Raw genomic sequence first — 26,344 nt, 5'->3', positions numbered from 1 at the left:
CTGTCGGGTAGTCACCACAGTCTGGTGCATAACGGACACCGCCAGCCATACCCGGAGCGTCACTCCGGTGGCCTGGGTCGCTGGCACGACCGTCGACGGTAGCCTGCAAGAGCCAAGGCCCGAGATCCGTGCGGAAGGCGGCGGGAGAATGCCTCCGATCACCGAGATCCGTCGGCTGCTGATCGCCGATCGCGAGCGCACGGCCGACCTGATCTCCTCACTTTCCGGCAACATTGCCTCGATGGTGGAGGCGTCACAGCTCACCACGTCCGACGACGAGCACGATCCCGAAGGGTCGACGATCGCGTTCGAGCGCACCCAGGCGAGCACGCTGCTCGCTGCGGCCAGGAACCACCTGGTCGACGTGGACGCGGCGCTCGCGAGGATCGCGGCCGGCAGCTACGGCTACTGCGAACGTTGCGGACAAGCAGTCGCACCTGACCGCCTGCTGGCCCGGCCCACGGCCCGCACGTGCATCGCCTGCGCTACCGCCGGTCGTTGACCCGACCGCTCAGTCCTGTCAGGGACACTGGGCTCTGTCAGGGACACTGGGCAACAGCAATGTCTGCCGAGACGAGGAGTCATAGGTGCCCCAGGGAACTGTCCGCTGGTTCGATGCCGACCGAGGGTTCGGCTTCATCGACCTCGGGAACGAGGCCGAGGACCTGTTCGTGCATGCGTCCGAGATCCTCGGCGACGACGGACCGAAGATGCTCCGCGAGGGGCAGGCCGTCGAGTTCGAGGTGGGCGAGGGTGACCGTGGCCCGCAGGCACGCCGCGTCCGGGTCACGGGCGACCGGGCTGCGGACACGCCCGTCGGCGTGCTCGGCACCGTCATCTGGTACGAGCCGGCCAAGGGATACGGCTTCGTCACGCCCGACGGCGGTCGTGACGAAGTCTTCGTGCACAGCTCGGCCATCGTCGGGGGCGGCGTGGTCTCGGAGGGGCAGCGAGTGGCGTTCCTCGTCGTCGCCGGGGAGAAGGGGCCGCAGGCGGACCACCTCCTACCGCTCGGGGCGGAGGCCGCCCGGCATGCCGGGCCCTCGGATGGCGCGGGCGGGACGGTGTCCTGGTACGACGACACCAAGGGCTTCGGGTTCATCGCTCCCGACTCGGGTGACGAGGACATCTTCGTCCACGTCAGTGCGCTCGGCTCGGGATTGACCGAGCTCTCCGAGGGTGCACGCGTGACGTATGACGTCGTCGACGGCGACAAGGGGCCCAACGCCCGCAACGTGCAGCTCGTGCGTGGCCCCGGGAGTGCGCGCGCGGCCACGGAACGTGGCCGGTCGAGCCGTCCCGCGGCATCGGGCGGGCCTGTGCGCGGAGGCGAGGGCACTGTCGCACGCTACGACGCGGACCGCGGTTTCGGCTTCATCACCCCCGATGCCGGGGGTGCGGACCTGTTCGTGCACGTGTCCGTCGTGCGGGGCGACGAGGTCCTGGAGGAGGGGGACCGGGTCCGCTTCAAGGTGCGTCAGAGTGACCGGGGGCCGCAGGCCGACAGTGTCGAACTGATGTGAGGTGCCGTCACGGCGTCGGCAGCCACGCGGTGCCCGAGGCGGATGCGCACTCACTTGAGTGCCAGGTGCGCCACGTGGGAGCGAGACCTGGACCTCGTCGGCTATCCGCGAGGTAGAACGGCCGCGGCGATGATGACGTTGTTCACGATGGCCGCGGTGACGGTGCGCGCCACGGCCTTTGCCGCAGCGTCCGCTCCCCAGCTGCCGTCCTTGAGCTCTTCGGCGCGGGCGATGACCGGGGAGGTCCAGGGGATGTCGCGGTCGAACTGAGGCAGAGTTCCGCTGCCATAAAGGAGCGCTGCGAGCGCCGCGGTGCGTTCCGTGGGCTCCGCGCCGTCGACGAGCACAGCACGGACCTCGGCGAGCAGGCCGTCACGGCGGCCGGTGTCTCCTTCCAGGAGCACTGAGGTCTGGAACAGGCCGAGTGCCTTCTGTGTGCGGCGGCGGAGGTCTCCGCGCTCGACGAGTCGGTCCAGCAACGGTTCACGCAAGGCGGGTCCCGTCGCAGCGAGGACGGTCTGCACACCTCGCGACTTGCCGGCGACGTACTCCCAGCTCGAACGAAGCAGGTGGTCGGTTGGTGGGTTGTCCGCGACGGCCTCTACGGTCATCGTGCCGATCCGCGTAGTGCCGGTTCGAACGTGGCCGCCGAGCCCGAGGTCTGCGAGCACTGCGCCCGCGAGAACCCAGTAGAGCGTGGTCTCGCCGGCGATGCTCCCCGCACTCCCCTGGCGACCAGAACTCGGCTGGAAGAGAAGCAGGAGTAGGTCCTCCGCCAGGGTCCGGGGCCGGAGCGTGGCAGAGTCGTTCGAGGCGGTGGCACGCGCGGGTCGTTGCTCGGTCATTGCTCGATCCCTTCCTCGTCCCTTATCGGTGTCAGACCGTCGGCATTGACCGGGTCGGTCCCTGCGACTGCCTGGTGCCATCCAAGAGCCTGTCGTCGGAACATGGTCAACTTCTCTCGGGCGGCTACTCCGCCTGTCCACCGGACGGCTGCTCACGCGCAAGGGCGTTGGCGCGGCTGAGGACATCCAGCTGAGCTGGGTTGTACAGCTCCGCCACCGCCTCCGCGAATGTCTCCGCCGTGACGAGCACGCTCTTGGAGAGGTGTGCGGCAGGATCGGTCAACCACGGATAGTCGATGAATGTCTGTCGAAGAGTCCTCGCGAGCCGCTCGGCAAGCGCCCGCCGTGTCTCCTCGTCCGCATCGGCGGCAAGCTCGTCGATCTCAGCACTGAGACCGTCGGAGTCGGCCTCAGCCATCTTCTGCACATCGGCGAGCGCTTCCTCGTCGTACAGCTGTGTGTAGATGTGGATCATCGAGGTATCGGCTTCGGACAGCCGCGATGCCACAGAAGCGAACCCGGCCGGCGTGTGCGCGGGAGACTCTTCACGGAGGATTGCGGCGATCTCCGCTCGAGACGTCGTCAAGCGTTCGATGCTCGCTTGGAGCTCGGCGTCGAGGTCGCGGAGAACGTCCGGTGCATGATCGGCTCCAGCGCCGACATCGCCGATCCGTGAGAGCGGCACGCCCAAGTCCGCGAGGCGTCGAATCCGAAGAAGACGCACGAGATGCCCGACCTCGTACAGCTTGTATCCGTTGGAGCGCCGCTCAGGCTCGTCGAGCAGCCCGATACGGTGATAGTGACGAACCGTGTTCACCGTTGTTCCAGCCAGGTCTGCCAGTTCGCGAGTACTCCACGGCATGTCCCATCCTCTCCGCGCTCACGGGGCGCAAGTGCGAACCCGCGTCGACCACCTGTGTCAGCAGAAACTATGTGGTCGGCACCGTGTCAAGGCACCGGAGCCGGACCTCCTGTCGGGATACGTCCTGTCACGATCCTGGAACGACCCCTGAGTGCCTCACGTCTGCAGCCGGTGTCTTCGCGGGGCCCGCGTGCCGGGTCCGGATCCACACGACCACCGCGACAGCGATGAAGACGAGGCTGCTCGGGATGAGCAGCGCCGGGGTGACGGCGCCGGCCGACCGATCGAACCTGTCGGTGAGGTCGGCGTGCAGGATGAACCAGAACGTGAAGGTCATGACGTTGTAGGCAGCGTGCATGACCGCGGCGACCTCCACTCCCCCGGTGCGCCACGTGACAAGGGCCGTCGAGACAGAGAAAACGACGTAGAACACGTGCCACCACAGGTCGCCCGCGGTATGGATCACAGCGAATACCGTCCCGGAAACCACGATGCCCAGGATGAGCGACGCCCACCGCGCGTGCACCCAGCTCCCTGCGATGCGGAAGACGAGGCCACGCAGACCGTACTCCTCTCCTGCTGATTGCAGGGGTACCAGCAGCACGACCACGACGAACCAGGCGATGAGGTCGCTGTGCGACCACACGGCAGTCGCGCGGGGTTCCAGATACTCGGTGACGGCGAGCGCGATCACGAAGAGAGGCACGATGACCGCCAGCGCGCGGCCGAAGAGGTCAAAGCGAAAGCGGGATACGACCGAGTGCAGTGACGGGCCGCGCACGCCGTAGAGCCAGCGCTGGATGAGCATGCTCCACGGGATGAGCAGCGCGGTGGCGGCCATGCCGGCCCCGATCGTCAGCGGAGTGAGCGCCTGTGGCTCGGTGCGGAAGAACCCGTCGATCCAGACGGCCAGAAGGTAGAACACCTGGATTGCGCCGAACATGCCTCCAACGAGGAGGAGGATGGCGAGCAGGCCGCGACCGATCCGTCGCTTCTCCCCGGCGAGCACCCGGTGGTACTCCACACCCGGTGGAATGGGCTTCGGACTCCGGATTCTTGATGTTGCAGGGGTCATTGGCACGTCTCCATTTCCTGTCCCGGGCCGTCAGTCGACACCGTGTTGCCGGGACACGGTCAAGGTCTGCCCGCGGACTGCGGCGTTTCTCGACCAGCTTCCGAAGCCACTGAATCCTCAAGCGTCATCCAGTGGTCACCAACCCGGAGTTCTACCAAATTGCCGGGCCAAGAGGACTTTGATGGAGTTTCCGACTTGACCATGTGCAGGCAACATGGTTTTCAGTGCCATCATGCACACGAGCTCTGGCACCACGGCCCTGCGCGTCCGTCCGCGGGCCTGGCTGGGCCTTTCGGCATTCATCGCCTACCTCGCGGTCTTCTACGCCATCTGGATCGTGAACGGAATCGACTACGCCCGCGTCGGGGAGAGCGAGAAAACTCTGCTGAGCTGGTACGTGGTGCCCCTCGCCGGAGGTCTCGTCGTACTTCTGATCGTCATCTCGGCCTTCGGATGGTGGCGACCATCACTACGGGAGACGAATCGGCTCCCGAGAGGTGCTGCCGTTATGCCGGCAATCATGGCCGCGGTGGCGATCCTCAATCTGGTGTTCGGTGAGTTCTCCCGAGTGACGATGACGATGTGGATCCTCCTCATCATCGGCAGCATCCTGGTAGGTTTCAACGAAGAAGTGGTCGCGCGCGGTCAGCTCTTCGTCGCGCTGCGCAGCCGGTTCGGCGAGGTGGGCGTCTGGTTCCTCTCCACCGCCCTGTTCTCGCTGCTGCACCTGCCCAACTTCTTCTTCGGCATCGGTGCGCTCGCGTTCCTCCAGGTCGTCATCCAGTTCGGACTTGGATCCGTCTACTACCTGGCGTTCCGCTCGACGGGGTCGCTGGTTCCTGCCATGCTCCTGCACGGTCTGTGGGACTTCTCGACCTTCTCGTCGAGCCTTCCTTACGCCGGACTTGCTGCCCCGTTTCTTGGGATCGCCGGCGTTGTCGTAGCCGTGGTACTCCTCGTGAAGGAACGAAGGCGGAACCCGAACCTGACGAGTGAGACGCTCGGCTGAAGCAGGTCAGCCCTACCGTGGCACGGGTGGCGGCCATCCGGGTGCGGAACGATCTCGTCCCGCACCCGGGAACCATGGCCGCGCCGAGCTCAGATCTGGTTGGTGCCACCGTCGACGTAGAGGTTCGAGCCGACGACATAGCTGCTCTGCTCCGAGGCCAGGAACGCCACCACCGCGGCAGCCTCCTCGGGCTGCCCCATCCGGCCCTTGGGCACCGTCGCGGCGACGTGGTCCTTCATGGCCCGGGCGGCCTCCTCGTCGCCGAAGGCGGCGGTGCCTCCGGGGGTCTCGATCCACGCCGGCGAGACCACGTTGACGCGAATGCCCCGGCCCTTGAGCTCGGTAGACCACGTCCGCGCGAACGACCGCACCGCCGCCTTCGACGCGGAATAGGCGCCGAAGGCCTCCATGCCGCGGTCGGCGGCCGTGGAACCGGTCAGGATCACCGATGCCCCCTCGTTGAGCAGCGGCAGCGCCTTCTGCACCGTGAACAGCGTTCCCCGGACGTTGATCCCGAAATGCTGGTCGAAGTGCTCCTCGGTGGTCTGCTCCAGTGTCACGAACGCACCGATCGCCGCGTTCGCCACCAGCACGTCCAGCCCCTCGCCCCGCGCCCGGACGACGTCATAGAGGCGGTCCAGATCCTCCAGCTTCGAGATATCGCCCGCCACTCCCGTGGCCCGATCCGCCCCGATGGTCTTGACAGCGGCCTCCAGCTCGACCGCACGTCGCCCCGTGACGAATACATACGCACCCTCGTGCGCACGAGTGGGCATTGCGCTTCGACTCGTTCTTGCACGTGCGAATCGGCGGCCTCGTGCGCGGCTCGTGCTGGTTGATCCTCGAAGGGCACGAGCGGGTGCTCCTGCGGGAAGGTGACACCTTCATGCTGGGCAACCCGCCGCCCTACGTGCTGGCCAGCACACTCGACGCGAGCCCGCGCCCTGCGAAGCCGGTGTTGGCGGGAGCCGACGACGGGCTGGTGCGGATCGGCGAGGAGTCCGAGGACGACCTCTACCTCTGCGTCGGGCACATCGCGTTCGACGACAGCAACGCGACGCTCCTGACCGATCTTCTGCCGCCGCTCGTGATCGTCCGCGCGGCTGACCCTCGCGGCCTGGAACTCGGGCAGTTGATCGCACTGCTGGCGACCGAGGTCGGGGTCGTCGCCGCGGGCAGCCCGCTGGTGCAGAACCACCTCGCGCAGGTGCTGCTCGTGCACATGCTGCGCGCTCACGCCGGCCAGACAGACCGGCCCACCGGCTGGCTCGGCGCCCTGACCGACGACGGCATCGGTACCGCCCTGCGGGCCGTGCACGCGGACGTGGCCCGCTCCTGGAGTCTCAAGGAGCTCGCGGAGATCAGCCACATGTCGCGTTCCGCATTTGCACAGACCTTCAAGAGCCACGTCGGGGTCCCGCCCCTGGAGTACCTGATCCAATGGCGCATGAACCTCGCCCGCGACGCCCTCGCCCACGACACGCTCTCGATCTCCGAGCTCGCACGAGCCACGGGCTACCAGTCCGAGAGCGCGTTCAGCACCGCGTTCCGGCGGGTGGTCGGCTCATCGCCCGCAAAGTTCCGCAACCAGGCACGGAAGCCGGAGCCGGCATCTCCCGTTCAACAGTGAGCGTCATCTACCGGGCCGGTGCCACCGAGCCACGGGGAACAGAGCAAGAGACGCATGACGGCGGGTGTCATTCATCGGGCGAGGAAGTCCTTGAGCGCACCGTTGACCTCGTCGGCGTGGGTCCACAGCAGGCCGTGGGGGGCATCCTCGATCTCGACGTAGTCGGCCTCCGGGAGAGCCGCGTGGAACCGGCGGGCCGTGGCGTCGATGGGCAGGATGTTGTCCTTCGTCCCGTGCAGGATCAGGGTCGGCTTTCCCGCGGCGCGAACAGCCTCCACGTCACTGCGGAAGTCTTCGAGCCATGACGGGACGACGGCGTACGCCGCAACGGGGGCGCTCTGGATCGCGACGTTCCAGCTGCCGGCCACGGTCTCCTCGCTGATCCGTGACCCGAGCGTTTCCTCCAGGTTGTAGAAGTTCTTGTAGAACTGTGTGAACCACGCGTACCGATCGGCTTTCGCGGCCGCGGCGATCTCGTCGAATCCCGCCTGCGGCAGCCCATCCGGGTTGTCGTCACGCTGCACCAGGAACGGTTCCAGCGAGGCGAGGAACGCCAGCTTCGCGACCCGCTCGTGCCCGTAGCGCGACACGTACCTGGCGAGCTCGCCGGTGCCCATCGAGAATCCGATCAGGACCACATCCCGCAGGTCCAGGGTCTCGAGCAGCGTGCTCAGGTCTGCCGAGAACGTGTCGTAGTCGTACCCCGAGCCGACCTTCGAGGACTGCCCGAATCCTCGACGGTCGTACGTGATCACCCGATACCCTGCGGAGAGGAGTTCCTGCGTCTGCTTCTCCCAGCTGTGACCGTTCAGCGGATATCCGTGGATCAGCACGACAGGCTGCCCGGACCCCTGGTCCTCGTAGTAGAGCTCGATCGGCGTGCTGTTCTCTTCGCCGACGGCGATGTATCCCATGATCTGACCTCTCAGCCCCGGCCGGCGGGTGCCGACCCCTGATCGTCAGCAGACACTGTGTGGTAACAACACGGTCAAGCCCGCCTGCCAGACGCCAGCCGCGCCTGAGTCGACATAATGACAGTTGTCAGCACATAGTTCAGTTCGGTGGGGCGACTCCGGAGGAGAGCGAAACTGTCGACACTTCTGGGCCGACACGCGGAGCGCCGCCAGGTCGAGCAGCTGTTGGGCGAGGCGAAGGCCGGGAACAGCGGCGCCCTCGTGGTCCACGGCGAGGCGGGTATCGGCAAGACCGCGCTCTTGGACCATCTGCGCACCAGTGCCGAGGCGCTCAGGTTCCGCATCGAGACGTCGACGGGCGTCGAAGCGGAGACGCAGTTCGCTTATGCGGGGCTGTACCAGATGTGCGCTCCGCTGCTCGATCAGATGCCCACATTGCCGGAACCGCAGCGGCTGGCCTTGTCGGTCGCGCTCGGCCGCGAGGCAGGTCCCGCCCCCGACAAGTTCATCGTGGGCCTGGCAGTCCTCGGTCTCTTCTCCGACGCCGCCGAGAGAAGCGGCTTGCTGTGTCTCGTCGACGACGCCCAGTGGCTGGACCGTGCCTCGGCCGAGGTGCTCGCCTTCGTCGCGCGCCGCGTCGGTGCGGAACGGGTGGCGATGGTGTTCGGCGTCCGCGACAACGGTGACGGCCATGCCGTCTTCGCCGGCCTACCTGAGCTACGCCTGAACGGACTGAGTGAGGCGGATGCCCGGGAACTGCTGGACTCGGCCCTCTCGGCGCCGCTGGACGGCGACGTGCGGGATCGGATCATCGCCGAGGCTCGCGGCAATCCGCTCGCGCTGCTCGAACTTCCCTCGCACTCGCAGCCCCTGCGACTCGCCGGCGGCTTCCAGCTCCCCGACATCTCGGACACTCCCGCTCGTGTGGAGACGGAGTTCCAGAACCGGGCCGCCGGGCTGCCCGACGAGACCCGGATGCTGCTGCTGATCGCTGCCGCGGACCCGACAGGTGACCCGTCCCTGCTCGGACGCGCCGGCGCCCGCGCCGGCATCGATCCGGGGTCGGCGGTACCCGCGGAATCTGCCGGATTGATCGAGATCGGCACTCGGGTGCGCTTTCGGCATCCTCTGGTCCGCTCGGCCGTCTATCGCGCCGCCGGGCATGCGGATCGCCGGCGCGCGCACGCCGCCCTGGCAGCCGCCACCGAGCCCACGCTCGAACCCGACCGCCGGGCGTGGCATGCCGCTCAGGCGACGTCCGGACCCGACGAACAGATCGCAGCCGAGCTGGAGCGATCGGCGGCGAGGGCACGTGCGCGCGGCGGTCACGCGGCCGCGGGAGCGTTTCTTCAGCGATCGACGGAATTGACACCAGATCCCGCTGACCGCGCACGACGAGCGCTGGAAGCAGCACACGCGCTGCGTGAGGCCGGTGCGCCGGAGCCTGCGCTCGCTCTCCTCGCAACGGCCGAGACCGGTTCGCTCGACACGCTGCAGCGTGCCCGGGTGGCGCTGTTGCGCTCGCAGATCGTGTACCACCTGACACGGCATCGAGACGCGCCGGCGATGCTCTCGGAAGCCGCCGAGCTCGTAGCCCGGAACGATCCGGAGCCGGCCCGCGAGATCCGCCTCGACGCGCTCGACCTGGCGATGATCTACGGCGATCCGCTCGGGCGGGCCATCGCCCGCGCGACGCTCGACGACCCCGCGATCGAGAGAGCTACGCGACCCGTGGACAGATTGCTCGTCGGACTCGCCACCACGATGGTGCGCGACTTCTCCGAGGGTGTCCCCGCACTGCGGGAGGCGCTGGAATCGTTGTGCGACGCCACGCGGGAGAACGGCGTCCAGGAGGATCAGCCCCGGTCCGGCCTGGGGTTCCCTGGCAAGAGCACCATCGGTATCGTCCACGACTTGGCTGGCCGGGTCGCCGTCGGGATTCTCGATGATGAGCTCGCCCACGAAATCTCCGAGAACTACGTCCGCTCCGCGCGTGCGGCCGGCGCACTCGCCGTGCTCCCTGCGGCGCTGAATCTGCATGCCAACGTGCTGGTCATCAGCGGCGAGCTCGCGCGCGCGCGTGAGCTCATCGCCCAGTCGACCACCATCGCAGAGGCCACGGGTGCCCTACCCAGCCGTCACTCCGAGACCATACTCGCCGCATGGGGCGGCGACCGGGCGACCTCGATCCGGCTGCACGGCGTCACGCTGCGGGATCCGGGCCATCCCGCGAGCGGTGCGGAGGTCGGTCTGGCGGAGTACGCGATGGCCGTGCTCTACAACGCACGGGGCGAGTACGCAAAGGCGCAGCGTGCTGCGGAGACGACATGTGCCGGTCTCGACCTGTCGTTGAGCACGGTCGGCCTCTCCGAACTGATCGAGGCGTCCGTGCGTGCGGGCGACCCGGACCACGCCGGGAGCGTGCTCGAACGACTGACTGCCCGGGCCGCAGCGTGCGACACATCCTGGGCGCGCGGTCTGGAAGCACGTTCGCGGGCGCTGACGATCGCTGACTCCTCTGCCGAGGCGCACTATCGTGAAGCGATCTCGCAGCTGCACGCGTCGCGGATCGCCGGCGAGGCCGCGCGGGCGCATCTCGTCTACGGAGAGTGGCTGCGTCGCGAAGGACGGCGTCAGGATGCTCGCGACGAGCTCGGAACCGCTCACGACCTCCTCTCGGGCATGGGCGCGGAAGCTTTCGCCGCTCGGGCAGCCAGTGAGCTGCGTGCCACGGGCGAGCGCCCGCGCAAGCACATGATGACCCAGTCGACCGATGCACTGACGGCCCAGGAACTGCAGGTGGCGAGGCATGTGACCGCCGGCGCAACCTCGCGGGAGGTCGGCGCACAGTTGTTCCTGAGCCCACGCACGGTCGAATCGCACCTGCGCAGCATCTACCGGAAGCTGGGAATCAAGTCCCGCCGCGAGCTGAGGCAGGTCCCGCTGCCGTGATCGCCCTCGGTGTGGAGAACCGTCGCTCGTGAACGGCGTCGCCCCGGGACGACGACCTCGGGTTGGCCGGCGACCGCGTCGTCGGCGACCGGACGCGGGTCACTGAGTACCGATCAATTCAGTACGGGTTCCGTAATTTCTACGGACGCGACGACCTCGCCTCGAGCGCGAGCATGTCGTCATGACATGGAGCACGCGCGAACTGGCAGATCTCGCGGGCACGACCGTGAACGCCATACGGCATTACCACACGCTCGGGCTTCTGGATGAGCCTCCGCGTACGTACAACGGCTACAAGCAGTACGGCGTCCGCGATCTGGTAAGCCTCCTGCGACTGCGCAGACTCGCCGGGCTGGGCCTCCCGCTCGCGCAGATCGGCACGACGAGCGGAAGCAGTGCGACGGACGCGCTGCGCAGGGCAGACACGGTGCTACGGGAGGAGATCGAGCGCTTCCGTCGGTCACGAGCCGGTATCGCGGCACTACTCCACGCAGGTGCCCCGGCCGACACGCCGCCAGGCTTCGAGGCGGTCGGCGCACGGCTGACCGAGTCGGATCGTGCTCTCATCCATGTCTGCACGCGGATCTACCCGCCTGCCGCCCTCTCGCGTCTTCGACTGATGGTCTCAGCAGAATCGGCCGAGGTGCGAGATCGGCTCCACACGCTGACATCCGGCGCGAGCGAGCTGACCCGGGAAGACCTCGCGGAGAAGCTCGCGGAGAGTGGTGTGCACTGGCGCTCCACCGTCTGGTTCGAGCCGACCGAGACCGGCGCACACGCGCCATCCGGCCCGCGCTTCTCGGAGCAAGTCTTCAGCGAGACGTTGGCCGCGCTCTACAGCCGCGCTCAGCGAGACGTCCTTCGACGGGCCGATGTCGCGTTGCGCGCACAGCAGCACACCGCAAGCCCCCGGAAAGCCGGACAGGGCGTGCCTCCTGTTCGGAGGCACACCCTGGTTGCATCCCCGCGGCCTCAGTGATCCTCACCGGAGATCGTCGTCGTACCGCTCTCCGGTCAGCACTCCTGCCACCAGCAGTGCGGCCAGGCGGGCGGCGTCGTAGTGGGAGTCGTTGGCGCCGCCGATGCAGAGGTTGCCGATACCGCGCATGAGCATGTACCCGGTCACTCGTCCGGGGGCGTCCGGTTCGAGCGCGGCGTCCAGCAGTTCGTCGCACACCGGCACGAGGCGGTCGACGAAGTACTGGTGCAACGTGTTCACGCCTTCCGTGTCCGACCCGAGCGCCCCTGCGAGACCGTGCTTGGTCACGAGGAAATCAACGAAGCCCGCGGCCCATCGCTGCAGGGCGGCTCCGGGGTCGCCTGCCTCGCGCAGGAGAGCCGGACCGGCTTCGGCCAGCGCTTCCACCTGGTGCTGATAGACGGCTGCCACCAGCGCCGGGCGCGTCGGGAAGTGCCGGTAGATCGTTCCCATGCCCACCCCGGCGCGCTCGGCGATCAGTCGGACCGGCGCATCCACGCCGTCCGTCACGAAAACAGCAGCGGCAGCGTCCAGCAAGGCCTGTTCGTTGCGCCTCGCATCGACGCGTTTCGGGCGAGCTGTCGAGCCGGTGGGGCCAGGTGTCGTCATGGGAGCCTTCGGTGATACTTGCCAAGCGGAGCAACGCTCCGTATCGTTTCGGAGCGGCGCTCCGCTTCTATTGTCACCGACGGAGACCTCGAACACAAGGACCAGTGATCTCCCATGAGCGGTACTCCCCCACGGACCGACACCCCGATCATCCACGCCCTCGACGACATCGTGGGGTTCGGCGACCGAGTGGTCTCTACCGCCCCGGTGCGCCTGGATGCCCCGGGCCGACCACTCCCGCTCGACGTCCGGGTCTCCGCCCCGGCGAACGGCCAGACTCTGCCGGTTCTGCTGTTCTCGCACGGCAACGGCTGGTCGCTCGACGGGTACGCGCCCCTGACGGCCTTCTGGGCGTCTCGTGGGTTCGTGGTCGTCCAACCGACACACCTGGACTCCCGTCGCGACGGCATCGGCTTCGACCACCCCCGGTTCGGCCAGGTCTGGACCGAACGGCACGCCGACCTCCTACGGATCATGGACCAGCTCGAGTCGATCGAACAGACCGTGCCAGGCCTCGCCGGGCGGGTCGACCGGGAACGGATCGTCGCGGCCGGGCACTCCTGGGGCGCACAAACCGTGCAGATGCTGCTCGGCGCCCGCGTCCTCGACAGCACCGGCCAGGTCGGTCAGGACTTCGCGGATCGGCGTGTCATGGCCGGAGTACTCCTGGCCGCCACCGGGATCGGCGGCCAGGAGCTGCACCCGTTCGCCCAGGAGCACTTCCCCTTCATGAGCCCGTCGTTCGCCGAGCTGATCACGCCCACGCTCGTGGTAGCCGGCGACCACGACCGGTCGAAGATGTCCAGCCGCGGCCCGGACTGGTTCACCGACGCCTACGCCCACAGCCCGGGCGCCACGGACCTGCTGACCCTGTTCGGCGCCGAGCACTCGCTCGGTGGCATCCCGAGCTGGGAGGCCGCAGAGACCACCGACGAGAACCCCGAACGGGTCGCGGTCCTGCAACGACTGACCACCGCCTACCTGCGCAGCGCGATGGACCCGACCGACGCCGGGTGGGCCAAGGCCACCGCGACGCTGGCCGAGGCCGGTGCGGAACTCGGCCGCATCGACAGCAAGATGCTCTGAGTCGGGTGTCCGGCCCCTGGCGAATCTGGCTCCACCTTCGGCGAGTCGCCGCTGGCCCGCCCCTGCCTGCGAGCCCCATCAGCTCTTCGCACCTCCTACCGGGTCAGCACACCGTGCACCGCGTCGACGACGGTCTGGAAGACCGGGTCGGGTGCCGCCTCGGCCGTGTGGCGAACGGCGCCGCTCCACGCCGTCAGCAGGTCCTCCCCGGCCGAGGCACTGCCCTTCAGCTCATCAGCGAAGACGCGTATCGCACGCCCCGTCGCGGTGTCATCACGTCCCGCTGCCGCACCTGCCGCCTCGACAGCCCGCACGACGAGGCCCTGGTCCGCGTCGGCGTTGTCGTCGCAGGTCTCGCTGAATGCCTTCAGCCCGGCTTCCCACGACCTGCTCTCGCTCTCGACGGCGTACGGGTACCAGGCCCGGGCCGCGGCGCGCAGTGCTCCACCCGCCCCTGCCCCGATCTCGTCGGCGACGCGAGCCGCGTCGGCGGCAGCCCTTGCGCCGGCTCGAAGCGAGACGAACGTCGCGCCGTCCGGCGCGTCGGCGCGCTCTCCCGCCGCTGCGATTGCTTCGTATGCGGCGCGCACGCAGCCCGCCTCGAGTAGCCGTGGGCCGGGCACCTCGGCAGCCCGTGCGATGTCGGCTCCGAGGGCATCCCTACCGAGGGCATCCGGGTCGATTCCGTGCGAGAGCTTGTGGGCGAGCGCCCGCGCAGTACCTGGTTCAGTACCCATGTCGCCTCCTGAAGATGGTGTTGCGACGGTATGGGACCCGCGCCACCGCGCGGTTACTACCCGTTGTCCACCCGATGAACGAGACCGGGCTCAGCAGGGGTGACGAGTTGACCCTGTTCCAAGGACACGGTCTCTACTGGGGGGCGAGCCGAGATGACTCGGAATCCGCAGCCAGCAACCACAAGGAACCCTGCCATGAACCCCCTGGAGCAACTCGTCAACGGCTTCCAAGATCTCGTGGGACAGGTTCCCGAGGCCATTCAACCTGTCGTCGTGCTGCTCGCCGGCGCGATTCCGTTCATCGAGGGCGAGGTGGCAGCGATGATCGGTGTCGTCGGCGGCCTCAACCCCATCGTGGCAGGCATCGCCGCAGCTTCAGGAAACTTTCTCTGCGTTCTCCTCGTCGTGCTCCTCACCTCGAGGGCGCGCGCAGCCGTCGTCCACCGCCGCGCGAGCCGTGTCGGAGCGGGCGTGGGGGCTGCGGGAGTTCCCGAGTCGTCGGCAGACCTCGCTCGGACAACGCCTGCCAAGCCCGAGTCAAAGGGCCGCCGACGCTTCAAGAAGTGGCTGGTCCGGTTCGGTGTTCCTGGCGCGAGCATTCTCGGCCCGCTCGCCATCCCGACCCAGTTCACGTCCGCGATGCTCGTCGCCGGAGGGACCCCGCGAGCGTGGGTACTGTTCTGGCAGGCAGTCGCGATCGTTCTCTGGACGGTCGTGGCGACCATCTCGTCGTGGCTCGCGCTGCAACTCGTCGTTCCCGTCTGAACCGCTGAATGCGGCCTTGTCGGTGCGCGGCGACCCGGACGGCTTTCTGTTCGATCTCAACCAGTGACGGAGACTCCAGTGCAACTGTTGCGACTGCCCGACGGGCGGGATCTCGAGTACGAGGTACGAGGACCGAGCACAGGACCGGTCGTCCTGTTCCACCACGGCATGCCGGGCTCGGCCGTCCCGATGGACACGGTCCTTGGCTCGATGACGGCGCGCGGGTTCCGGGTGATCACGTACTCGCGGGCAGGGTACGGCGCATCAAGCCCCGCCACCGGTCGGAGCGTCGCCGACACCGCTGCCGACTGCGCCTTCCTGCTCAGCCGTCTCGGCGTCGAGCGCTACCTGGTTGTCGGCTGGTCCGCCGGTGGACCACATGCGCTGGCCAGCGCGGCGGTTGCTCCTGCGAACGTCGAGGGGGTACTGGTCGTCGCTTCGTTCGCGCCATTCGACGCCAGGGGCCTCGACTACGTCGCCGGCATGGGTGCCCAGAACGTCGCACAGTTCGGGACCGCCGGACAGGGGGAACCAGCGGTGCACGAGCTCGTGGGACAGATGGCCTCGGCGGTCCGGGGCCACGCCTCGTCAGACGTCGCGGCCGAGATGGCGTCCTTGCTGCCGCCGGTGGACCTGGCGGTGCTGACCGCCGAGTACGGCGCGGACAACGCGGTCAACATGGACCATGGCTTGTCGGGAGGGGACGAGGGCTGGGTCGCGGACCTGGCCGCGCTCACCAGCCCATGGGGCTTCGACCTCGACGCCGTCACGGCACCCGTCGAGCTGTGGCACGGCACCGCGGACCAGATGGTCCCGGTCACCCACGGCCGGTGGCTGGCCGAACGCCTGCCCACGGCGCAGGTTCATCTGAAGCCCGGGCAGGGCCACCTCTCGTTGGCGATCGGCAGCCTGGGCGAGAAGCTCGAGACGCTGTCGGACCGGACCGTGCCCCTGCGCTGAGCCCTGCACTACGACGACCGGGACCACCCGGCACGACGCCTCTCGCGCTCCCGACCGGAAGGATCAGGCGACGATGACAGACTCCCAGCCACGGGCGAGCAGTGTGCTGCTGCCTTGCGGCCCGCCCGACACACAGACGAATGGAGGGACTGACCGTGGACGTTGAGCGTACCGAGCTACCCGGGATCGGTGTCCGGTTCGAGTTCGAGACCAAACGAGGAGTACGCCTGGGTGTCGTCGCCCACCGCGATGGGCGCCGCGACTTCATCCTCTACGACCCCGACGACCCCGACTCCGCCCTCGAGTGCATCAACCTCGACGCCGACGAGTCCGGGTCCATGGGCGAGCTGCTTGGTGGCGCCCGCGTCATCGAGAAGCTCAACCGGCTGCATCACGAGATCGACAACCTCGTGTCACGGCAGCTTCTGGTCGACGCGACCAGCCCCTATGCGGGCCGGCCCCTCGGTGACACCCGGGCGCGTACCCGCACCGGCGCCTCCGTCGTGGCGATCATCCGCGACTCGGGCGTCGAGACCGGGCCCTCGCCGTCGGCGATCCTGCACGTCGGCGACCGCCTGGTGACGATCGGCACCGAGGAGGCAGTCACCAAGGTCAGCCGCATCCTGCGCGGACTCGAGTAGACCTTGCACCACCTCGTCGAGGTCTTTCTGCAGCTCGGGCTGGTCATCCTGGGCCTGGGCGTCCTGGGCGCGGTCGCCGGTCGCTTCGGGATCTCAGCCATCCCGCTCTACCTGCTCGGAGGGCTGGCGTTCGGAGTCGGAGGCATCCACGATCTCGGGGAGATCACCGAGTTCCTCGACATCGGGGCCGAGATCGGCATCGTCCTGCTCCTGTTCACGATCGGCCTGGAGTACACGCCCCGCGAGCTGGTCGGCACCATGCGCACCTCGTGGCGGGGAGCGATCGTCGACCTGCTCCTGAACGCCACGCCTGGTGCACTCTGCGCTCTGCTGCTCGGGTGGGGTCCGCTGGCCGCGGTCGTGTTCGGTGGTGTCACCTACATCTCCTCCTCGGGCATCATCGCCAAGGTCATGACCGATCTGGGCTGGCTCGGTAACCGCGAGGCGCCGACCGTACTCTCGCTGCTCGTGGCCGAGGACCTCGTCATGGCGATCTATCTTCCGATCGTCACCACGATCCTTGCCGGGCTGGCGTTCGCGCAGGCCGCATGGGGTCTCGCGCTGGCGCTGCTCGCCGTCGGCGCCGCCTTCCTGGTCGCCTCCCGCGGGGGCAGCGTCCTCTCGCGGTTCCTCGCCTCGCCCAGCGACGAGATCCTCATGCTCAAGGTCCTCGGCGTCATCCTGGTCGTCGCCGGCCTCGCCGAACAGGTCCACGTCTCGGCCGCCGTCGGCGCCTTCTTCGTCGGCATCGCCTTGTCGGGTGAGGTCTCCCACCAGGCGGAGCGCATCCTGAACCCGCTCAAGAACCTGTTCGCGGCCATCTTCTTCGTCAACTTCGGCCTCCAGACCGATCCGCAGTCCCTGCCTCCTGTGCTCGCCGCGGCCGCAGGTCTCGCCGTGCTGACGGTCGGTACGAAGTTCGCCACCGGCTGGTGGGCGGCCCGCCAGGCCGGCTCGGCCTTCACCGGCCGGTTGCGGGCCGGGTTGCTGCTCCTTCCCCGTGGAGAGTTCTCCATCGTCATCGCCGGCCTCGGGGTGTCGGCCGGGCTTGATCCGCAGCTGGGCTCGATGGCCGCCGCCTACGTGCTGATCCTGGCCGCACTCGGACCACTCGCACCGCGCCTGGCCGATCCGATCTCGACCAGACACCGCAAGAAACTCCGCGCCCGCCGGCTGAGGTCCACAACGGATGTCGAACACGTGGTGTGATCTCCCCGTCGAGAAGCCGCGGACGAAGGACGGAACTCACCCCGGATGCGCTCAGAGTAGCGCTCGCGCACTATTCTGAGCAGGCGGGTCGGACACGACGCGGCAGACGCAGGCGAAGGAGACCGTGGTGAGTGCAAGTCAGCCGTCGAGCGTCCAGCTCGCGCACGTCGCGCGGGAGCATTACGTGAACGGCAAGTCGCGCGTCGAGATCGCCAACGAGACGGGGCTCAGCCGGTTCAAGGTCGGGCGGATGCTGGACGAGGCGGTGTCGCGCGGAATCATTCGGTTCGAGATCGTGAGTACGCCCGGGGTGGACCTCGACCTGTCCATGGAGCTCAAGAACCGCTATGGGCTGGACCATGCGATCGCCGTCGATGTGCCGTTCGACTCCGACGCGGCCGCGCAGGCCGCACTCGGCACCTCAGCCGCCAGCTTCATCGACGAGCTGGTCGGCCCGGAGGACATCCTCGGGCTGACGTCGGGACGCACGCTCAACGCGATGGCGCGCGAGATCAGAGGGCTCCCCTGCCGGGTGGTGGTGCAGCTCGCCGGTGTCGCCGGGCCGATCCAGGAGAGCGGGCTCGAGGTGATCCGCCGCCTGGCGAGCTTCCCCGACGTCCAGCCCTGGCCGATCTACGCCTCGCTGGTGATGAGCGACGCACAGACCGCGCGCGGCGTGCTCCGGCAGCCGGGCGTGACCGCCGCCGTGGAGATGTTCGACGAGGTCACCGTCGCCCTGTGCGCCATCGGCTCCTGGGATCCGCCGAACTCGCTCATGATGATGAACCCGGCCATCACGGACCAGGACCGCGCGCGGCTCCTGCGCCGCGGGGTCGTCGCGGAGATCGCGGCCACGCTCGTCACCGATTCCGGAGAGGTGGTTCACGACCTGGACGAGCGCTGCGTCGCCGTCACCGACGAGCAGCTGCGCTCGATCCAGTCCCGGATCGCCATCGCAGGCGGTCCGACCAAGACCCGCGCGATCCGAGCGGTGCTCACCGCTCGGCTGCTGACCGGGCTCGTCACCGACTCCTACACGGCTAGCCGACTCCTGGGCGGATAGGACCAACATGCCGAGACGACTGGTCGCCGGAGTCGATTCGTCAACCCAGCAGACGAAGCTGGTCGTCGTCGACTCCGTCACGGGCGAGCTGGAACGATCGGCCGCACGCCCCCACCCCGACGGCACGGAGGTCTCGCCGGACCACTGGTGGTCCGCGTTCGAGGGCGTCGGCGCGGACCGGGCGACCGGCGCCGCGGCCGTCAGCATCACGGCGCAGCAGCACTCGACGATCTTCCTGGATCGCGGCGGCGTACCCGTACGCGACGCCATCCTGTGGAACGACCTGCGCGCTATCGATGCCGCGGACCGGCTGCGGGGCGAGCTGGGCGACCAGACCTGGCTGGACGCGGTGGGCCTGCTGCCGGACGCGGCACACCCCGTCAGCAAGCTGCGCTGGCTTCGTGAGCACGAACCGTCCCGGGCGCGGCAGGTCAGCAGCGTGACCCTTCCGCACGACTGGCTCACGTGGAAGCTCCTCGGAGCGGCGAGCGACAGGATGGCGACAGACCGGTCGGACGCCTCGGCGACCGGCTACTGGTCGGTGAAGGCCGGTGCCTACGACCACGCGCTGATCACCCACAGCCTCGGACACGACGTGAACGTTCCCGAGATCCTCGCGCCCCACGGGAGCGCGGGGACAACGGACTCCGGACTCGTCGTCGGCGCCGGGTGCGGTGACAACGCCGCCACGCACCTCGGCCTCGAGACCGAGTTCGGTGACGTGGTGATCTCGATCGGCACCAGCGCCACCGTGTCGATGCGGTCCCGCTCCCCCGCGCACGACGTGAACGGCTACATCGACAGCATGGCGGACGCCAGAGCAGGCCATATCCCGATCGTCGCGATGCTCAACGGTGCCCGGGTGCTCGCCGCGACGGCGGGGCTGCTCGGCGTCAGCCTCACGCGGCTCGACGAGCTCGCCCGCTCCGCACCGCCGGACGCCGGCGGCGCCCTCTGTGCTCCGTACCTGGACGGTGAGCGCAACCCACGCGTACCTCGCGGCGCGGGCGCGTTCGAAGGGCTCTCCCGGTCGTCCCTGAACCCCGCGACCTTTGCTCGCGCGGCACTGCTCGGCCTGGGCTGTGCGATCGCCGATGCCGTCGACGCCCTGATCGCCTCGTTCGGCGAGCCCCGGCGGGTGCTCGTCGTCGGTGGCGGATCACGCTCGCGGGAGCTGCGGGCCACCATCTCCGACCTGCTCGGCCGACCCGTCCTGTGGCCCGAGCAGCGCGAGCACGCGGCATTCGGAGCGGCCCGGCAGGCAGCCTGGGCCCTGACCGGCGAGCTTCCGTCGTGGGGCGTCCCGCTCACCTCCGCCGAGACGCCGTCGGACGACAGGGGCTGGACGGCCGCGGTGCGCACCCGGTACGCCGGCCTGACCCAGAAGCTCGCCACGCCGCGATAGCCCGAGGTCCACCATCTCGCGTACGGCACGGGCCGTCCGCGACGTTTCCGCACGCCCGCGCCCTCGACACCCTTTCGACGCGCCCTCGATGCGCCCTTGCGTGCGCAGCGCCGCTCACTGTTGCGCACTGCTCACATGAGCAGGTGCTCTTGCATTCTGCTGTCGCGCACTTTATCGTCGCGATATCGCCAGTGCCGGCGATGTCACGAACTAAGGAGCCGACGTTGTCCGACACCGTGGTGGATGACTCCCCTGAGATGCCGATGCTGCGGTGCCGCGGCGTCGAGATGGCCTTCGGCGGCGTGCCCGTCCTCAAGGGCATCGACCTGCAGCTACGACCGGGATCGGTCACAGCCCTGGCCGGCGAGAACGGCGCAGGCAAGTCGACACTGATGAAGATCGCCTCCGGCCAGTACCGGCCGACGGCCGGCGCCGTCGAGGTACGGGGGCAGTCGCTGCCGTCCGGCAACATCCGGGCCGCCGCCGATCTCGGCGTGGCGATCGTGCCCCAGGAGCTCGCCTCGATCCCCGAGCTGACCGTGTACGAGAACCTGTTCATCGGCAGAGAGCTGCGCACACCGCTGCGCACGCTGGACCGCCGGGCCATGATCGCCGAGACGCGGACGAACCTCGCCGGCTTCGGGCTGGACGTCGACCCGCGAACCGTCATGGGCTCGCTCCCGGTCGGTGTCCGCCAGATCATCGAGATCATCAAGGCAACGAGCCGTGGGGCGCGCGTGCTGCTGCTCGACGAGCCGACCAGCGCGATCGCGGAACGGGAGGTCGCCCGGCTGGCGGAGGTGGTCAGAAACCTCCGCGACCAGGGCGTCGCCGTACTGTTCACGTCCCACAAGATGGAAGAGATCCGCGCGATGGCGGACCGGGTGGTCGTGCTGCGCGACGGAGGGCTCGTCGCGGACGCGGACCTGACGACCATCACCGACGACGAGATCGTCACCGCGATGATCGGCCGCGAGCTCGAGAACCTCTTTCCCGAGCTGCCGCCCCACGGCGACGAGGTCGTCCTGCAGGTCACCGACGTGGTCGTGAGCCCCGGCGCCGCACCCGTCACCTTCAGCGTGCGCCGAGGAGAGATCCTCGGCCTGGCCGGCCTGGTCGGCGCCGGACGCACCGAGCTCCTCGAGTGCATCTACGGGATCCGGCGCCCGCTCGCGGGCACGGTCGCGGTCGCCGGCTCGCTGCTCCGGCCGGGCGACCCCCGGTCGGCCATCGGCCGCAACGTCGCGATCGTGCCCGAGGACCGCAAGGGAGCCGGTGCCGTGCTGTCGATGAGCGTGCTGGACAACGCGACGCTGCCGCGTGTCGCCGCCTTCTCCCGGTACGGGCTGCTCGCGGACCGCCGACGGACGGACGCGATCGGCACGGCGATGAGCTCGATGAACCTCAAGAGCGACGGGCTCGGCCAGCGCATGGAGAACCTGTCCGGCGGGAACCAGCAGAAGGTGGTCCTCGGCCGCTGGCTGACCGGCACCGTCGACGCGCTCCTCCTCGACGAACCGACGCGGGGCGTGGACGTCGGCGCCCGCACCGAGATCTACCGCATCATCGCCGAGCTCGCGGACCAGGGCATGGCCGTGGTCATGGCCTCCAGCGACATGCCGGAGATCCTGTCGCTCTCGCACCGTGCGCTCGTGATGCGCGACCACACGGTCGCCGGCTCGCTGACGCGCGCGGAGCTCTCGTCGGCCGACGTCCAGGACGTCATCTTCCGCCTCGCCTCCGGCCAGGAGGCGCACACCCATCTCATCCTCGAGGAGAACGCATCATGACAACCTCCAGTGCGGACGTCGCGACGACGCACGCTGCACGTGACTGGGCCGGCACGGTCGGTAACTTTCTCGTCCGGCACATCATGATCGTGGTCATGGTGGCGATCATCGCCTTCTTCGCCTACCGCAGCGCCCGGTTCGCGACCCCCGACAACCTGATGACGATCCTCGTCGCGGCCGCGCCGTTCGCGCTCATCGCGCTCGGACAGACACTGGTGATCCTGACCGGCGGCATCGACCTCTCGGTCGGCAGCGTCATCGCGGCGAGCGCCATGGCCGCGGCCTGGAGCGCGAAGAACATGGGCGACAACCCGCTGTACCCCCTGGGCGCCGCCGTGCTCGCCGGTCTCGTCGCCGGTGCCATCAACGGTCTGGTCGTGAGCCGGCTGAACGTGCCGCCGTTCATCGCCACCCTCGGCATGCTCACGCTCGCCTCCGGCGTCGCGTACGTCATCGGGAACGGCGCGCCGATCAACGGCCTGCCGTCGTCCTACGGGGTCTTCGCGAACACCAGCGTCGGCGGCATCACCATCCCCGTCCTCCTCATGATCGTCGCGATCCTGGCGTTCGCGTTCATCATGCGGCGCACCGCGTACGGGCTGCGGGTCTACGCGCTCGGCGGCAACCGCCTCGCCGCGGAGATCGCCGGCGTGCGGTCCAAGGGGATCCTGTTCAGCGTCTACGTCATCAGCGGGCTCCTCGCCGGACTTTCCGGCCTCATGCTGTCGTCCCGTGTCATCACCGGCGCCCCGAACCTCGGGCAGGGCTACGAGCTCGACGCCATCGCCGCGGTCGTGATCGGCGGCGCGAGCCTCATGGGTGGCCGCGGGACGGTCTGGGGCACCGCGATCGGACTGCTCCTGATCCAGACCATCAACAACGGTCTCGACCTGCTCCTCGTCCCTGCCTACTGGCAGAACGTGATCAAGGGCGTGATCATCGTCGCCGCCGTCGCCGTCGACGTGTGGGCCGCGAAACGACGCAAGTAGCCGGGTACCCGGATGCATTCCGTACGAATCCCCTCAACGACGAAGGACACAGCACCATGAAGCACACGCTCACCACCATCGCCTCGGCCTCGGTCGCCGTCGGCATGGCCTTCTCCCTGACCGGCTGCGGCGCCGGTGACCCGAACGCAGGGGCGGACACCGTCACCGTCGGCGTCACCGTCTACGACATGTCGTCGTTCATCACCCAGGGACGCGAGGGCATGGAGGCCTATGCCTCCGCCAACGACATCGCCCTGCAGTGGAACTCGGCCGGCGGCGACGTCTCCACGCAGGCCAACCAGGTCGACCAGTACATCAGTGCGGGGGTCGACGCGATCATCATCGTCCCGGTGCAGGCCGACGCGCTCGGGCCGCAGGTCGAGGCTGCCCGGGCCCAGGACATTCCGGTGGTCGCCGTGAACACGTCCCTCTCCGGGGTCGAGGTCGCCGCGAGCGTGCAGCCCGACGACGTCGGCGCGGGCGCGCAGGAGGCGACCCAGATGGTCGATGCGCTGGGCGGTGAGGGCAACGTCGTCATCCTCGAGGGCCCGCTCGGCTCCTCACCGCAGCTCGATCGCCGCGAGGGCATCGACAGCGTCCTGGCGGAGAACCCGGGCATCGAGGTGCTGGCGCACGACACCGCGAACTGGAGCCGTGACGAGGCCGTCAACCGCACGCGGAACTGGATCTCCGCGTTCGGTGACGACATCGACGGCGTCATCTCGCAGAACGACGACATGGCCCTCGGCGCCATCCAGGCTCTGCGCGAGGCCGGCATCGAGGACGTACCGGTGGTCGGCATCGACGGCATCGAGGACGGCCTCCGCGCCGTCGAGTCCGGGGACCTGATCGGCACGTCGCTCCAGCACGGCACGGTCGAGCTCGCCACGGGTCTCGCCGTCGCCGCCCGCGTCGCGCGCGGCGAGGACGTGGACACCGAGCACGTGTACACGATGCCGGCGGTCACCGCGGAGAACGTCGAGGACGCCATGACCAACGTCGTCACCGAGCGCGAGGCGTTCCTCCAGGAGCTGCCCGCACTGATCGACGAGAACCTCGACGCCGGGAACATCGCGTACGAGGGCCTGCCCGGACAGACCCGCTAAGGAGCACCGATGACAACCCTCTACAACGACCCAGCCGAGTTCGCGGAGGAGCAGCTCGCCGGGTTCGTCGACCTCTACGCGGACCGCCTTCGCGGAGTTCCCGGCGGAGTGATCAGCCACCGCGGCCCCGAGCCGGTCGTCGCCGTCGTCGTCGGCGGCGGATCAGGACACTACCCCGCGTTCGCGGGCCTGGTGGGCCCCGGGTTCGCCGCGGGCGCCGTCGTCGGGAACATCTTCACGTCCCCCTCCGCGACCCAGGTCTACTCCGTCGCGAAGGCCGCCGACCAGGGCCGCGGCGTGATCCTCACCTTCGGCAACTACGCGGGCGACGTGATGAACTTCGGCATCGCCGCCGAGCGACTGCGCCAGGAGGGCATCGACACCCGCATCGTGCTCGTGACGGATGACGTCGCATCGTCACCCGACCGGGACGAGCGGCGCGGCATCGCCGGTGACTTCGTCGTCTTCAAGGCGCTCGGCGCCGCGGCCGCGGCCGGCGCGGACATCGACGAGGTCGAGCGTGTCGGCCGGGCCGCGAACGACGCCACGCGGACGTTCGGGGTCGCCTTCTCGGGCTGCACCATGCCGGGCGCCCACGACCCGCTGTTCGTCGTGCCCGACCGCCACATGGGCGTCGGCCTCGGCATCCACGGCGAACCCGGCATCCGCGACGCCTCGCTGGTGCCCGCACGCGACCTCGCACGCATGCTGCTCGACGGCATCCTCGCCGACCGGCCCGACACGGCAGGCGAACGCGTCGCCGTGATCGTCAACGGCCTGGGGACGACCAAGTACGAGGAGCTGTTCCTGCTCTGGCACGAGATCCGACAGCTGCTCGACGGCGCCGGCCTCGTCCCCGTCGAGCCGGAGGTCGGTGAACTCGTGACCAGCCTCGACATGGGCGGCTGCTCACTCACTCTCACGTGGTTGGACGACGAGCTGGAGTCCACCTGGCGGGCGGACGCCTATGCGCCCGGCTACCGGAAGCACCGCGCCGCGATCAAGGAGCTGCGCCCGGCCGTCATCGGCGACTCGTCCGACGGCGAGACCACGGCTCCGAAGCCCAGCGCGGCGGCCACCCGGATCGCTCCCTTGGTCGCGACGGGGCTGCGGGAGCTGCAGGACGTGCTCGGGACGCACGAGGACGAGCTCGGGCGCATCGACGCGATCGCCGGCGACGGGGACCACGGCCGCGGCATGGTCAAGGGCGCCGATGCGGCGGTCCGCGCCACGCAACCGCTCGACGCCGCCGGCCCTGGCTGGCTGCTGCGCAGTGCGGGCCGCGCCTGGGCCGCCGAGGCGGGCGGCACGTCGGGCGTGCTGTGGGGCGCCGGCCTCGAGGCCGCGGGCAGCGCGCTCGGTGACACCGCCGACCGGTACGACGCCGCCGACGCCGCCCGCGCCGTCGACGCCTTCGTCCACGCCGTCCTCGAGCTGGGCCAGGCGCAGGTGGGCGACAAGACGCTCATCGACGCGGCGGTCCCGTTCCGCGAGACGCTCCGCGCCGCACTGGCCGACGGCGAGCCTCTCGACGTCGCCTGGCGATCCGCCGCCGACGCCGCGAAGGACGCCGCGGCCGCGACCGCGCCCCTCGCTCCGAAGAAGGGACGTGCCCGGCCGCTCGCGGACAAGAGCATCGGGACCCCGGACGCGGGCGCGACCTCGTTCGCGCTGGTCGTCGACGCCCTGAGCGCTCTCCAGACCCCCCACCCACTGGCAGAAAGGAACGCCCGATGAGCGACACCACGCTTCGTCTGGTCGTCGGCGCGGACGACGCCGGCTACCGCTACAAGGAGGCCCTCAAGAAGGACCTCGGGGCCGACGCCCGCGTCGCGTCCGTCGTGGACGTCGGCGTAGCGACGGACGGCCACACCGCCTACCCCCACATCGCCGTCGAGGCCGCCCGGCTCATCGCGGCCGGGAAGGCCGACCGGGCCCTGCTCGTCTGCGGCACCGGCCTCGGCGTCGCGATCGCCGCGAACAAGGTTCCCGGGATCCGCGCGGTCACCGCCCACGACTCCTTCTCCGTCGAGCGCGCCGTGCTGTCGAACGACGCCCAGGTGCTCTGCCTCGGCGAACGCGTCATCGGCCTGGAGCTCGCACGCCGACTCGCCAAGGAATGGCTCGGCTACACGTTCGACCCGGAGACCGCTTCGGGGGCAAAGGTCCGCGCGATCGAGGAATACGAGGCATAA

At 69.0% G+C, this 26,344-nt stretch carries 25 protein-coding genes; 18 read left to right on the top strand and 7 right to left on the bottom strand.

What is annotated here, in order from left to right; genetic code table 11:
- The first annotated feature begins 148 nt into the window (after positions 1 to 148).
- The gene (locus ACFSL2_RS02985; protein WP_377196408.1) at positions 149 to 502 is read left to right on the top strand and encodes a TraR/DksA family transcriptional regulator; all 354 of its coding nucleotides are present in this window, start codon (positions 149 to 151) and stop codon (positions 500 to 502) included.
- 85 nt (positions 503 to 587) lie between these two features.
- A complete protein-coding gene (locus ACFSL2_RS02980; RefSeq protein ID WP_377196407.1) occupies positions 588 to 1,523 on the top strand; it encodes a cold-shock protein in 936 nt (311 codons plus the stop codon).
- Between the two features lie 101 nt (positions 1,524 to 1,624).
- Here the strand turns inward: ACFSL2_RS02980 and ACFSL2_RS02975 are convergent, their stop codons facing one another.
- The 3 genes from ACFSL2_RS02975 to ACFSL2_RS02965 form a co-directional block, all read right to left on the bottom strand.
- Positions 1,625 to 2,368: a GOLPH3/VPS74 family protein gene (locus ACFSL2_RS02975; protein ID WP_377196406.1), complete on the bottom strand. Its 744-nt coding sequence runs from the start codon at positions 2,366 to 2,368 to the stop codon at positions 1,625 to 1,627.
- A 124-nt stretch (positions 2,369 to 2,492) separates the two neighbouring features.
- Positions 2,493 to 3,230 (bottom strand): MerR family transcriptional regulator, encoded by a 738-nt coding sequence (locus ACFSL2_RS02970; protein ID WP_377196405.1) that lies wholly within the window; start codon positions 3,228 to 3,230, stop codon positions 2,493 to 2,495.
- A 127-nt stretch (positions 3,231 to 3,357) separates the two neighbouring features.
- Entirely contained in the window at positions 3,358 to 4,254 is an 897-nt protein-coding gene (locus ACFSL2_RS02965; protein ID WP_377196404.1) for a CPBP family intramembrane glutamic endopeptidase, read from the bottom strand.
- Between the two features lie 388 nt (positions 4,255 to 4,642).
- Here ACFSL2_RS02965 and ACFSL2_RS02960 point away from each other — a divergent pair, with 388 nt between their 5' ends.
- Positions 4,643 to 5,314 carry a CPBP family intramembrane glutamic endopeptidase gene (locus ACFSL2_RS02960; protein ID WP_377196403.1) on the top strand — a complete coding sequence of 224 codons (672 nt, stop codon included), beginning with the start codon at positions 4,643 to 4,645 and terminating at the stop codon, positions 5,312 to 5,314.
- An 89-nt stretch (positions 5,315 to 5,403) separates the two neighbouring features.
- Here the strand turns inward: ACFSL2_RS02960 and ACFSL2_RS02955 are convergent, their stop codons facing one another.
- Positions 5,404 to 6,090, bottom strand: a complete 687-nt coding sequence (locus ACFSL2_RS02955; protein ID WP_377196402.1) for an SDR family NAD(P)-dependent oxidoreductase — start codon at positions 6,088 to 6,090, stop codon at positions 5,404 to 5,406.
- Between the two features lie 23 nt (positions 6,091 to 6,113).
- On the opposite strand from ACFSL2_RS02955, the gene ACFSL2_RS02950 reads away from it, so the two are divergent.
- Positions 6,114 to 6,944: an AraC family transcriptional regulator gene (locus ACFSL2_RS02950; protein WP_377196401.1), complete on the top strand. Its 831-nt coding sequence runs from the start codon at positions 6,114 to 6,116 to the stop codon at positions 6,942 to 6,944.
- A 71-nt stretch (positions 6,945 to 7,015) separates the two neighbouring features.
- On the opposite strand, the gene ACFSL2_RS02945 is transcribed toward ACFSL2_RS02950, so the two are convergent.
- Positions 7,016 to 7,858 (bottom strand): alpha/beta fold hydrolase, encoded by an 843-nt coding sequence (locus tag ACFSL2_RS02945; RefSeq protein ID WP_377196400.1) that lies wholly within the window; start codon positions 7,856 to 7,858, stop codon positions 7,016 to 7,018.
- A gap of 147 nt (positions 7,859 to 8,005) precedes the next feature.
- On the opposite strand from ACFSL2_RS02945, the gene ACFSL2_RS02940 reads away from it, so the two are divergent.
- Both ACFSL2_RS02940 and ACFSL2_RS02935 read left to right on the top strand, forming a co-directional pair.
- Entirely contained in the window at positions 8,006 to 10,810 is a 2,805-nt protein-coding gene (locus ACFSL2_RS02940) for an ATP-binding protein (RefSeq protein WP_377196399.1), read from the top strand.
- A 181-nt stretch (positions 10,811 to 10,991) separates the two neighbouring features.
- Entirely contained in the window at positions 10,992 to 11,789 is a 798-nt protein-coding gene (locus tag ACFSL2_RS02935) for a MerR family transcriptional regulator (RefSeq protein WP_377196398.1), read from the top strand.
- Between the two features lie 3 nt (positions 11,790 to 11,792).
- On the opposite strand, the gene ACFSL2_RS02930 is transcribed toward ACFSL2_RS02935, so the two are convergent.
- The gene (locus ACFSL2_RS02930; RefSeq protein WP_377196397.1) at positions 11,793 to 12,326 is read right to left on the bottom strand and encodes a TetR/AcrR family transcriptional regulator; all 534 of its coding nucleotides are present in this window, start codon (positions 12,324 to 12,326) and stop codon (positions 11,793 to 11,795) included.
- Between the two features lie 186 nt (positions 12,327 to 12,512).
- Here ACFSL2_RS02930 and ACFSL2_RS02925 point away from each other — a divergent pair, with 186 nt between their 5' ends.
- On the top strand, positions 12,513 to 13,484 hold the full coding sequence (locus ACFSL2_RS02925; RefSeq protein WP_377196396.1) for an alpha/beta hydrolase family protein: 972 nt from the start codon (positions 12,513 to 12,515) through the stop codon (positions 13,482 to 13,484).
- A 95-nt stretch (positions 13,485 to 13,579) separates the two neighbouring features.
- Here ACFSL2_RS02925 and ACFSL2_RS02920 read toward each other — a convergent pair whose 3' ends face one another.
- Positions 13,580 to 14,221, bottom strand: coding sequence for a hypothetical protein (locus ACFSL2_RS02920; protein WP_377196395.1), 642 nt, complete (start codon positions 14,219 to 14,221; stop codon positions 13,580 to 13,582).
- 195 nt (positions 14,222 to 14,416) lie between these two features.
- Between ACFSL2_RS02920 and ACFSL2_RS02915 the strand changes: the two genes are divergently transcribed.
- The 11 genes from ACFSL2_RS02915 (at position 14,417) to ACFSL2_RS02865 (ending at position 26,344) form a co-directional block, all read left to right on the top strand.
- Positions 14,417 to 14,986 carry a small multidrug efflux protein gene (locus ACFSL2_RS02915; RefSeq protein ID WP_377196394.1) on the top strand — a complete coding sequence of 190 codons (570 nt, stop codon included), beginning with the start codon at positions 14,417 to 14,419 and terminating at the stop codon, positions 14,984 to 14,986.
- 78 nt (positions 14,987 to 15,064) lie between these two features.
- Positions 15,065 to 15,946 carry an alpha/beta fold hydrolase gene (locus ACFSL2_RS02910; RefSeq protein WP_377196393.1) on the top strand — a complete coding sequence of 294 codons (882 nt, stop codon included), beginning with the start codon at positions 15,065 to 15,067 and terminating at the stop codon, positions 15,944 to 15,946.
- 155 nt (positions 15,947 to 16,101) lie between these two features.
- The gene (locus ACFSL2_RS02905) at positions 16,102 to 16,587 is read left to right on the top strand and encodes a cation:proton antiporter regulatory subunit (protein WP_377196392.1); all 486 of its coding nucleotides are present in this window, start codon (positions 16,102 to 16,104) and stop codon (positions 16,585 to 16,587) included.
- A gap of 3 nt (positions 16,588 to 16,590) precedes the next feature.
- Complete coding sequence (locus tag ACFSL2_RS02900) at positions 16,591 to 17,796, top strand: cation:proton antiporter (RefSeq protein WP_377196391.1); 1,206 nt, start codon at positions 16,591 to 16,593, stop codon at positions 17,794 to 17,796.
- 127 nt (positions 17,797 to 17,923) lie between these two features.
- Positions 17,924 to 18,859, top strand: a complete 936-nt coding sequence (locus tag ACFSL2_RS02895) for a sugar-binding transcriptional regulator (protein WP_377196390.1) — start codon at positions 17,924 to 17,926, stop codon at positions 18,857 to 18,859.
- Positions 18,860 to 18,866: 7 nt separating this feature from the next.
- Complete coding sequence (locus ACFSL2_RS02890) at positions 18,867 to 20,264, top strand: xylulokinase (protein WP_377196389.1); 1,398 nt, start codon at positions 18,867 to 18,869, stop codon at positions 20,262 to 20,264.
- 224 nt (positions 20,265 to 20,488) lie between these two features.
- Positions 20,489 to 22,054 (top strand): sugar ABC transporter ATP-binding protein, encoded by a 1,566-nt coding sequence (locus tag ACFSL2_RS02885; protein WP_377196388.1) that lies wholly within the window; start codon positions 20,489 to 20,491, stop codon positions 22,052 to 22,054.
- Positions 22,051 to 23,043 carry an ABC transporter permease gene (locus ACFSL2_RS02880; RefSeq protein WP_377196387.1) on the top strand — a complete coding sequence of 331 codons (993 nt, stop codon included), beginning with the start codon at positions 22,051 to 22,053 and terminating at the stop codon, positions 23,041 to 23,043. Before ACFSL2_RS02885 ends, ACFSL2_RS02880 begins: the two co-directional genes overlap by 4 nt.
- Before the next feature lie 56 nt (positions 23,044 to 23,099).
- Positions 23,100 to 24,149, top strand: coding sequence for a substrate-binding domain-containing protein (locus ACFSL2_RS02875; RefSeq protein ID WP_377196386.1), 1,050 nt, complete (start codon positions 23,100 to 23,102; stop codon positions 24,147 to 24,149).
- Positions 24,150 to 24,158: 9 nt separating this feature from the next.
- Positions 24,159 to 25,886, top strand: coding sequence for a dihydroxyacetone kinase family protein (locus ACFSL2_RS02870; RefSeq protein ID WP_377196385.1), 1,728 nt, complete (start codon positions 24,159 to 24,161; stop codon positions 25,884 to 25,886).
- Positions 25,883 to 26,344, top strand: a complete 462-nt coding sequence (locus ACFSL2_RS02865; RefSeq protein WP_377196384.1) for a ribose-5-phosphate isomerase — start codon at positions 25,883 to 25,885, stop codon at positions 26,342 to 26,344. Before ACFSL2_RS02870 ends, ACFSL2_RS02865 begins: the two co-directional genes overlap by 4 nt.

It is taken from the genome of Promicromonospora aerolata, from assembly GCF_042682255.1.
In the GTDB taxonomy this organism is placed as follows: domain Bacteria; phylum Actinomycetota; class Actinomycetes; order Actinomycetales; family Cellulomonadaceae; genus Promicromonospora; species Promicromonospora aerolata.
The sequence above is the reverse complement of the archived record's forward strand: the minus strand, read 5'-3'. Positions and strand labels throughout refer to the sequence as shown.

Coding starts and splice junctions, on each gene's coding strand:
- ACFSL2_RS02985 (WP_377196408.1), top strand. CDS start 149: ATGCCTCCGATCACCGAGATCCGTCGGCTGCTGATCGCCGATCGCGAG.
- ACFSL2_RS02975 (WP_377196406.1), bottom strand. CDS start 2,368: ATGACCGAGCAACGACCCGCGCGTGCCACCGCCTCGAACGACTCTGCC.
- ACFSL2_RS02970 (WP_377196405.1), bottom strand. CDS start 3,230: ATGCCGTGGAGTACTCGCGAACTGGCAGACCTGGCTGGAACAACGGTG.
- ACFSL2_RS02955 (WP_377196402.1), bottom strand. CDS start 6,090: ATGCCCACTCGTGCGCACGAGGGTGCGTATGTATTCGTCACGGGGCGA.
- ACFSL2_RS02945 (WP_377196400.1), bottom strand. CDS start 7,858: ATGGGATACATCGCCGTCGGCGAAGAGAACAGCACGCCGATCGAGCTC.
- ACFSL2_RS02935 (WP_377196398.1), top strand. CDS start 10,992: ATGACATGGAGCACGCGCGAACTGGCAGATCTCGCGGGCACGACCGTG.
- ACFSL2_RS02925 (WP_377196396.1), top strand. CDS start 12,513: ATGAGCGGTACTCCCCCACGGACCGACACCCCGATCATCCACGCCCTC.
- ACFSL2_RS02920 (WP_377196395.1), bottom strand. CDS start 14,221: ATGGGTACTGAACCAGGTACTGCGCGGGCGCTCGCCCACAAGCTCTCG.
- ACFSL2_RS02915 (WP_377196394.1), top strand. CDS start 14,417: ATGAACCCCCTGGAGCAACTCGTCAACGGCTTCCAAGATCTCGTGGGA.
- ACFSL2_RS02890 (WP_377196389.1), top strand. CDS start 18,867: ATGCCGAGACGACTGGTCGCCGGAGTCGATTCGTCAACCCAGCAGACG.
- ACFSL2_RS02880 (WP_377196387.1), top strand. CDS start 22,051: ATGACAACCTCCAGTGCGGACGTCGCGACGACGCACGCTGCACGTGAC.
- ACFSL2_RS02875 (WP_377196386.1), top strand. CDS start 23,100: ATGAAGCACACGCTCACCACCATCGCCTCGGCCTCGGTCGCCGTCGGC.
- ACFSL2_RS02870 (WP_377196385.1), top strand. CDS start 24,159: ATGACAACCCTCTACAACGACCCAGCCGAGTTCGCGGAGGAGCAGCTC.
- ACFSL2_RS02865 (WP_377196384.1), top strand. CDS start 25,883: ATGAGCGACACCACGCTTCGTCTGGTCGTCGGCGCGGACGACGCCGGC.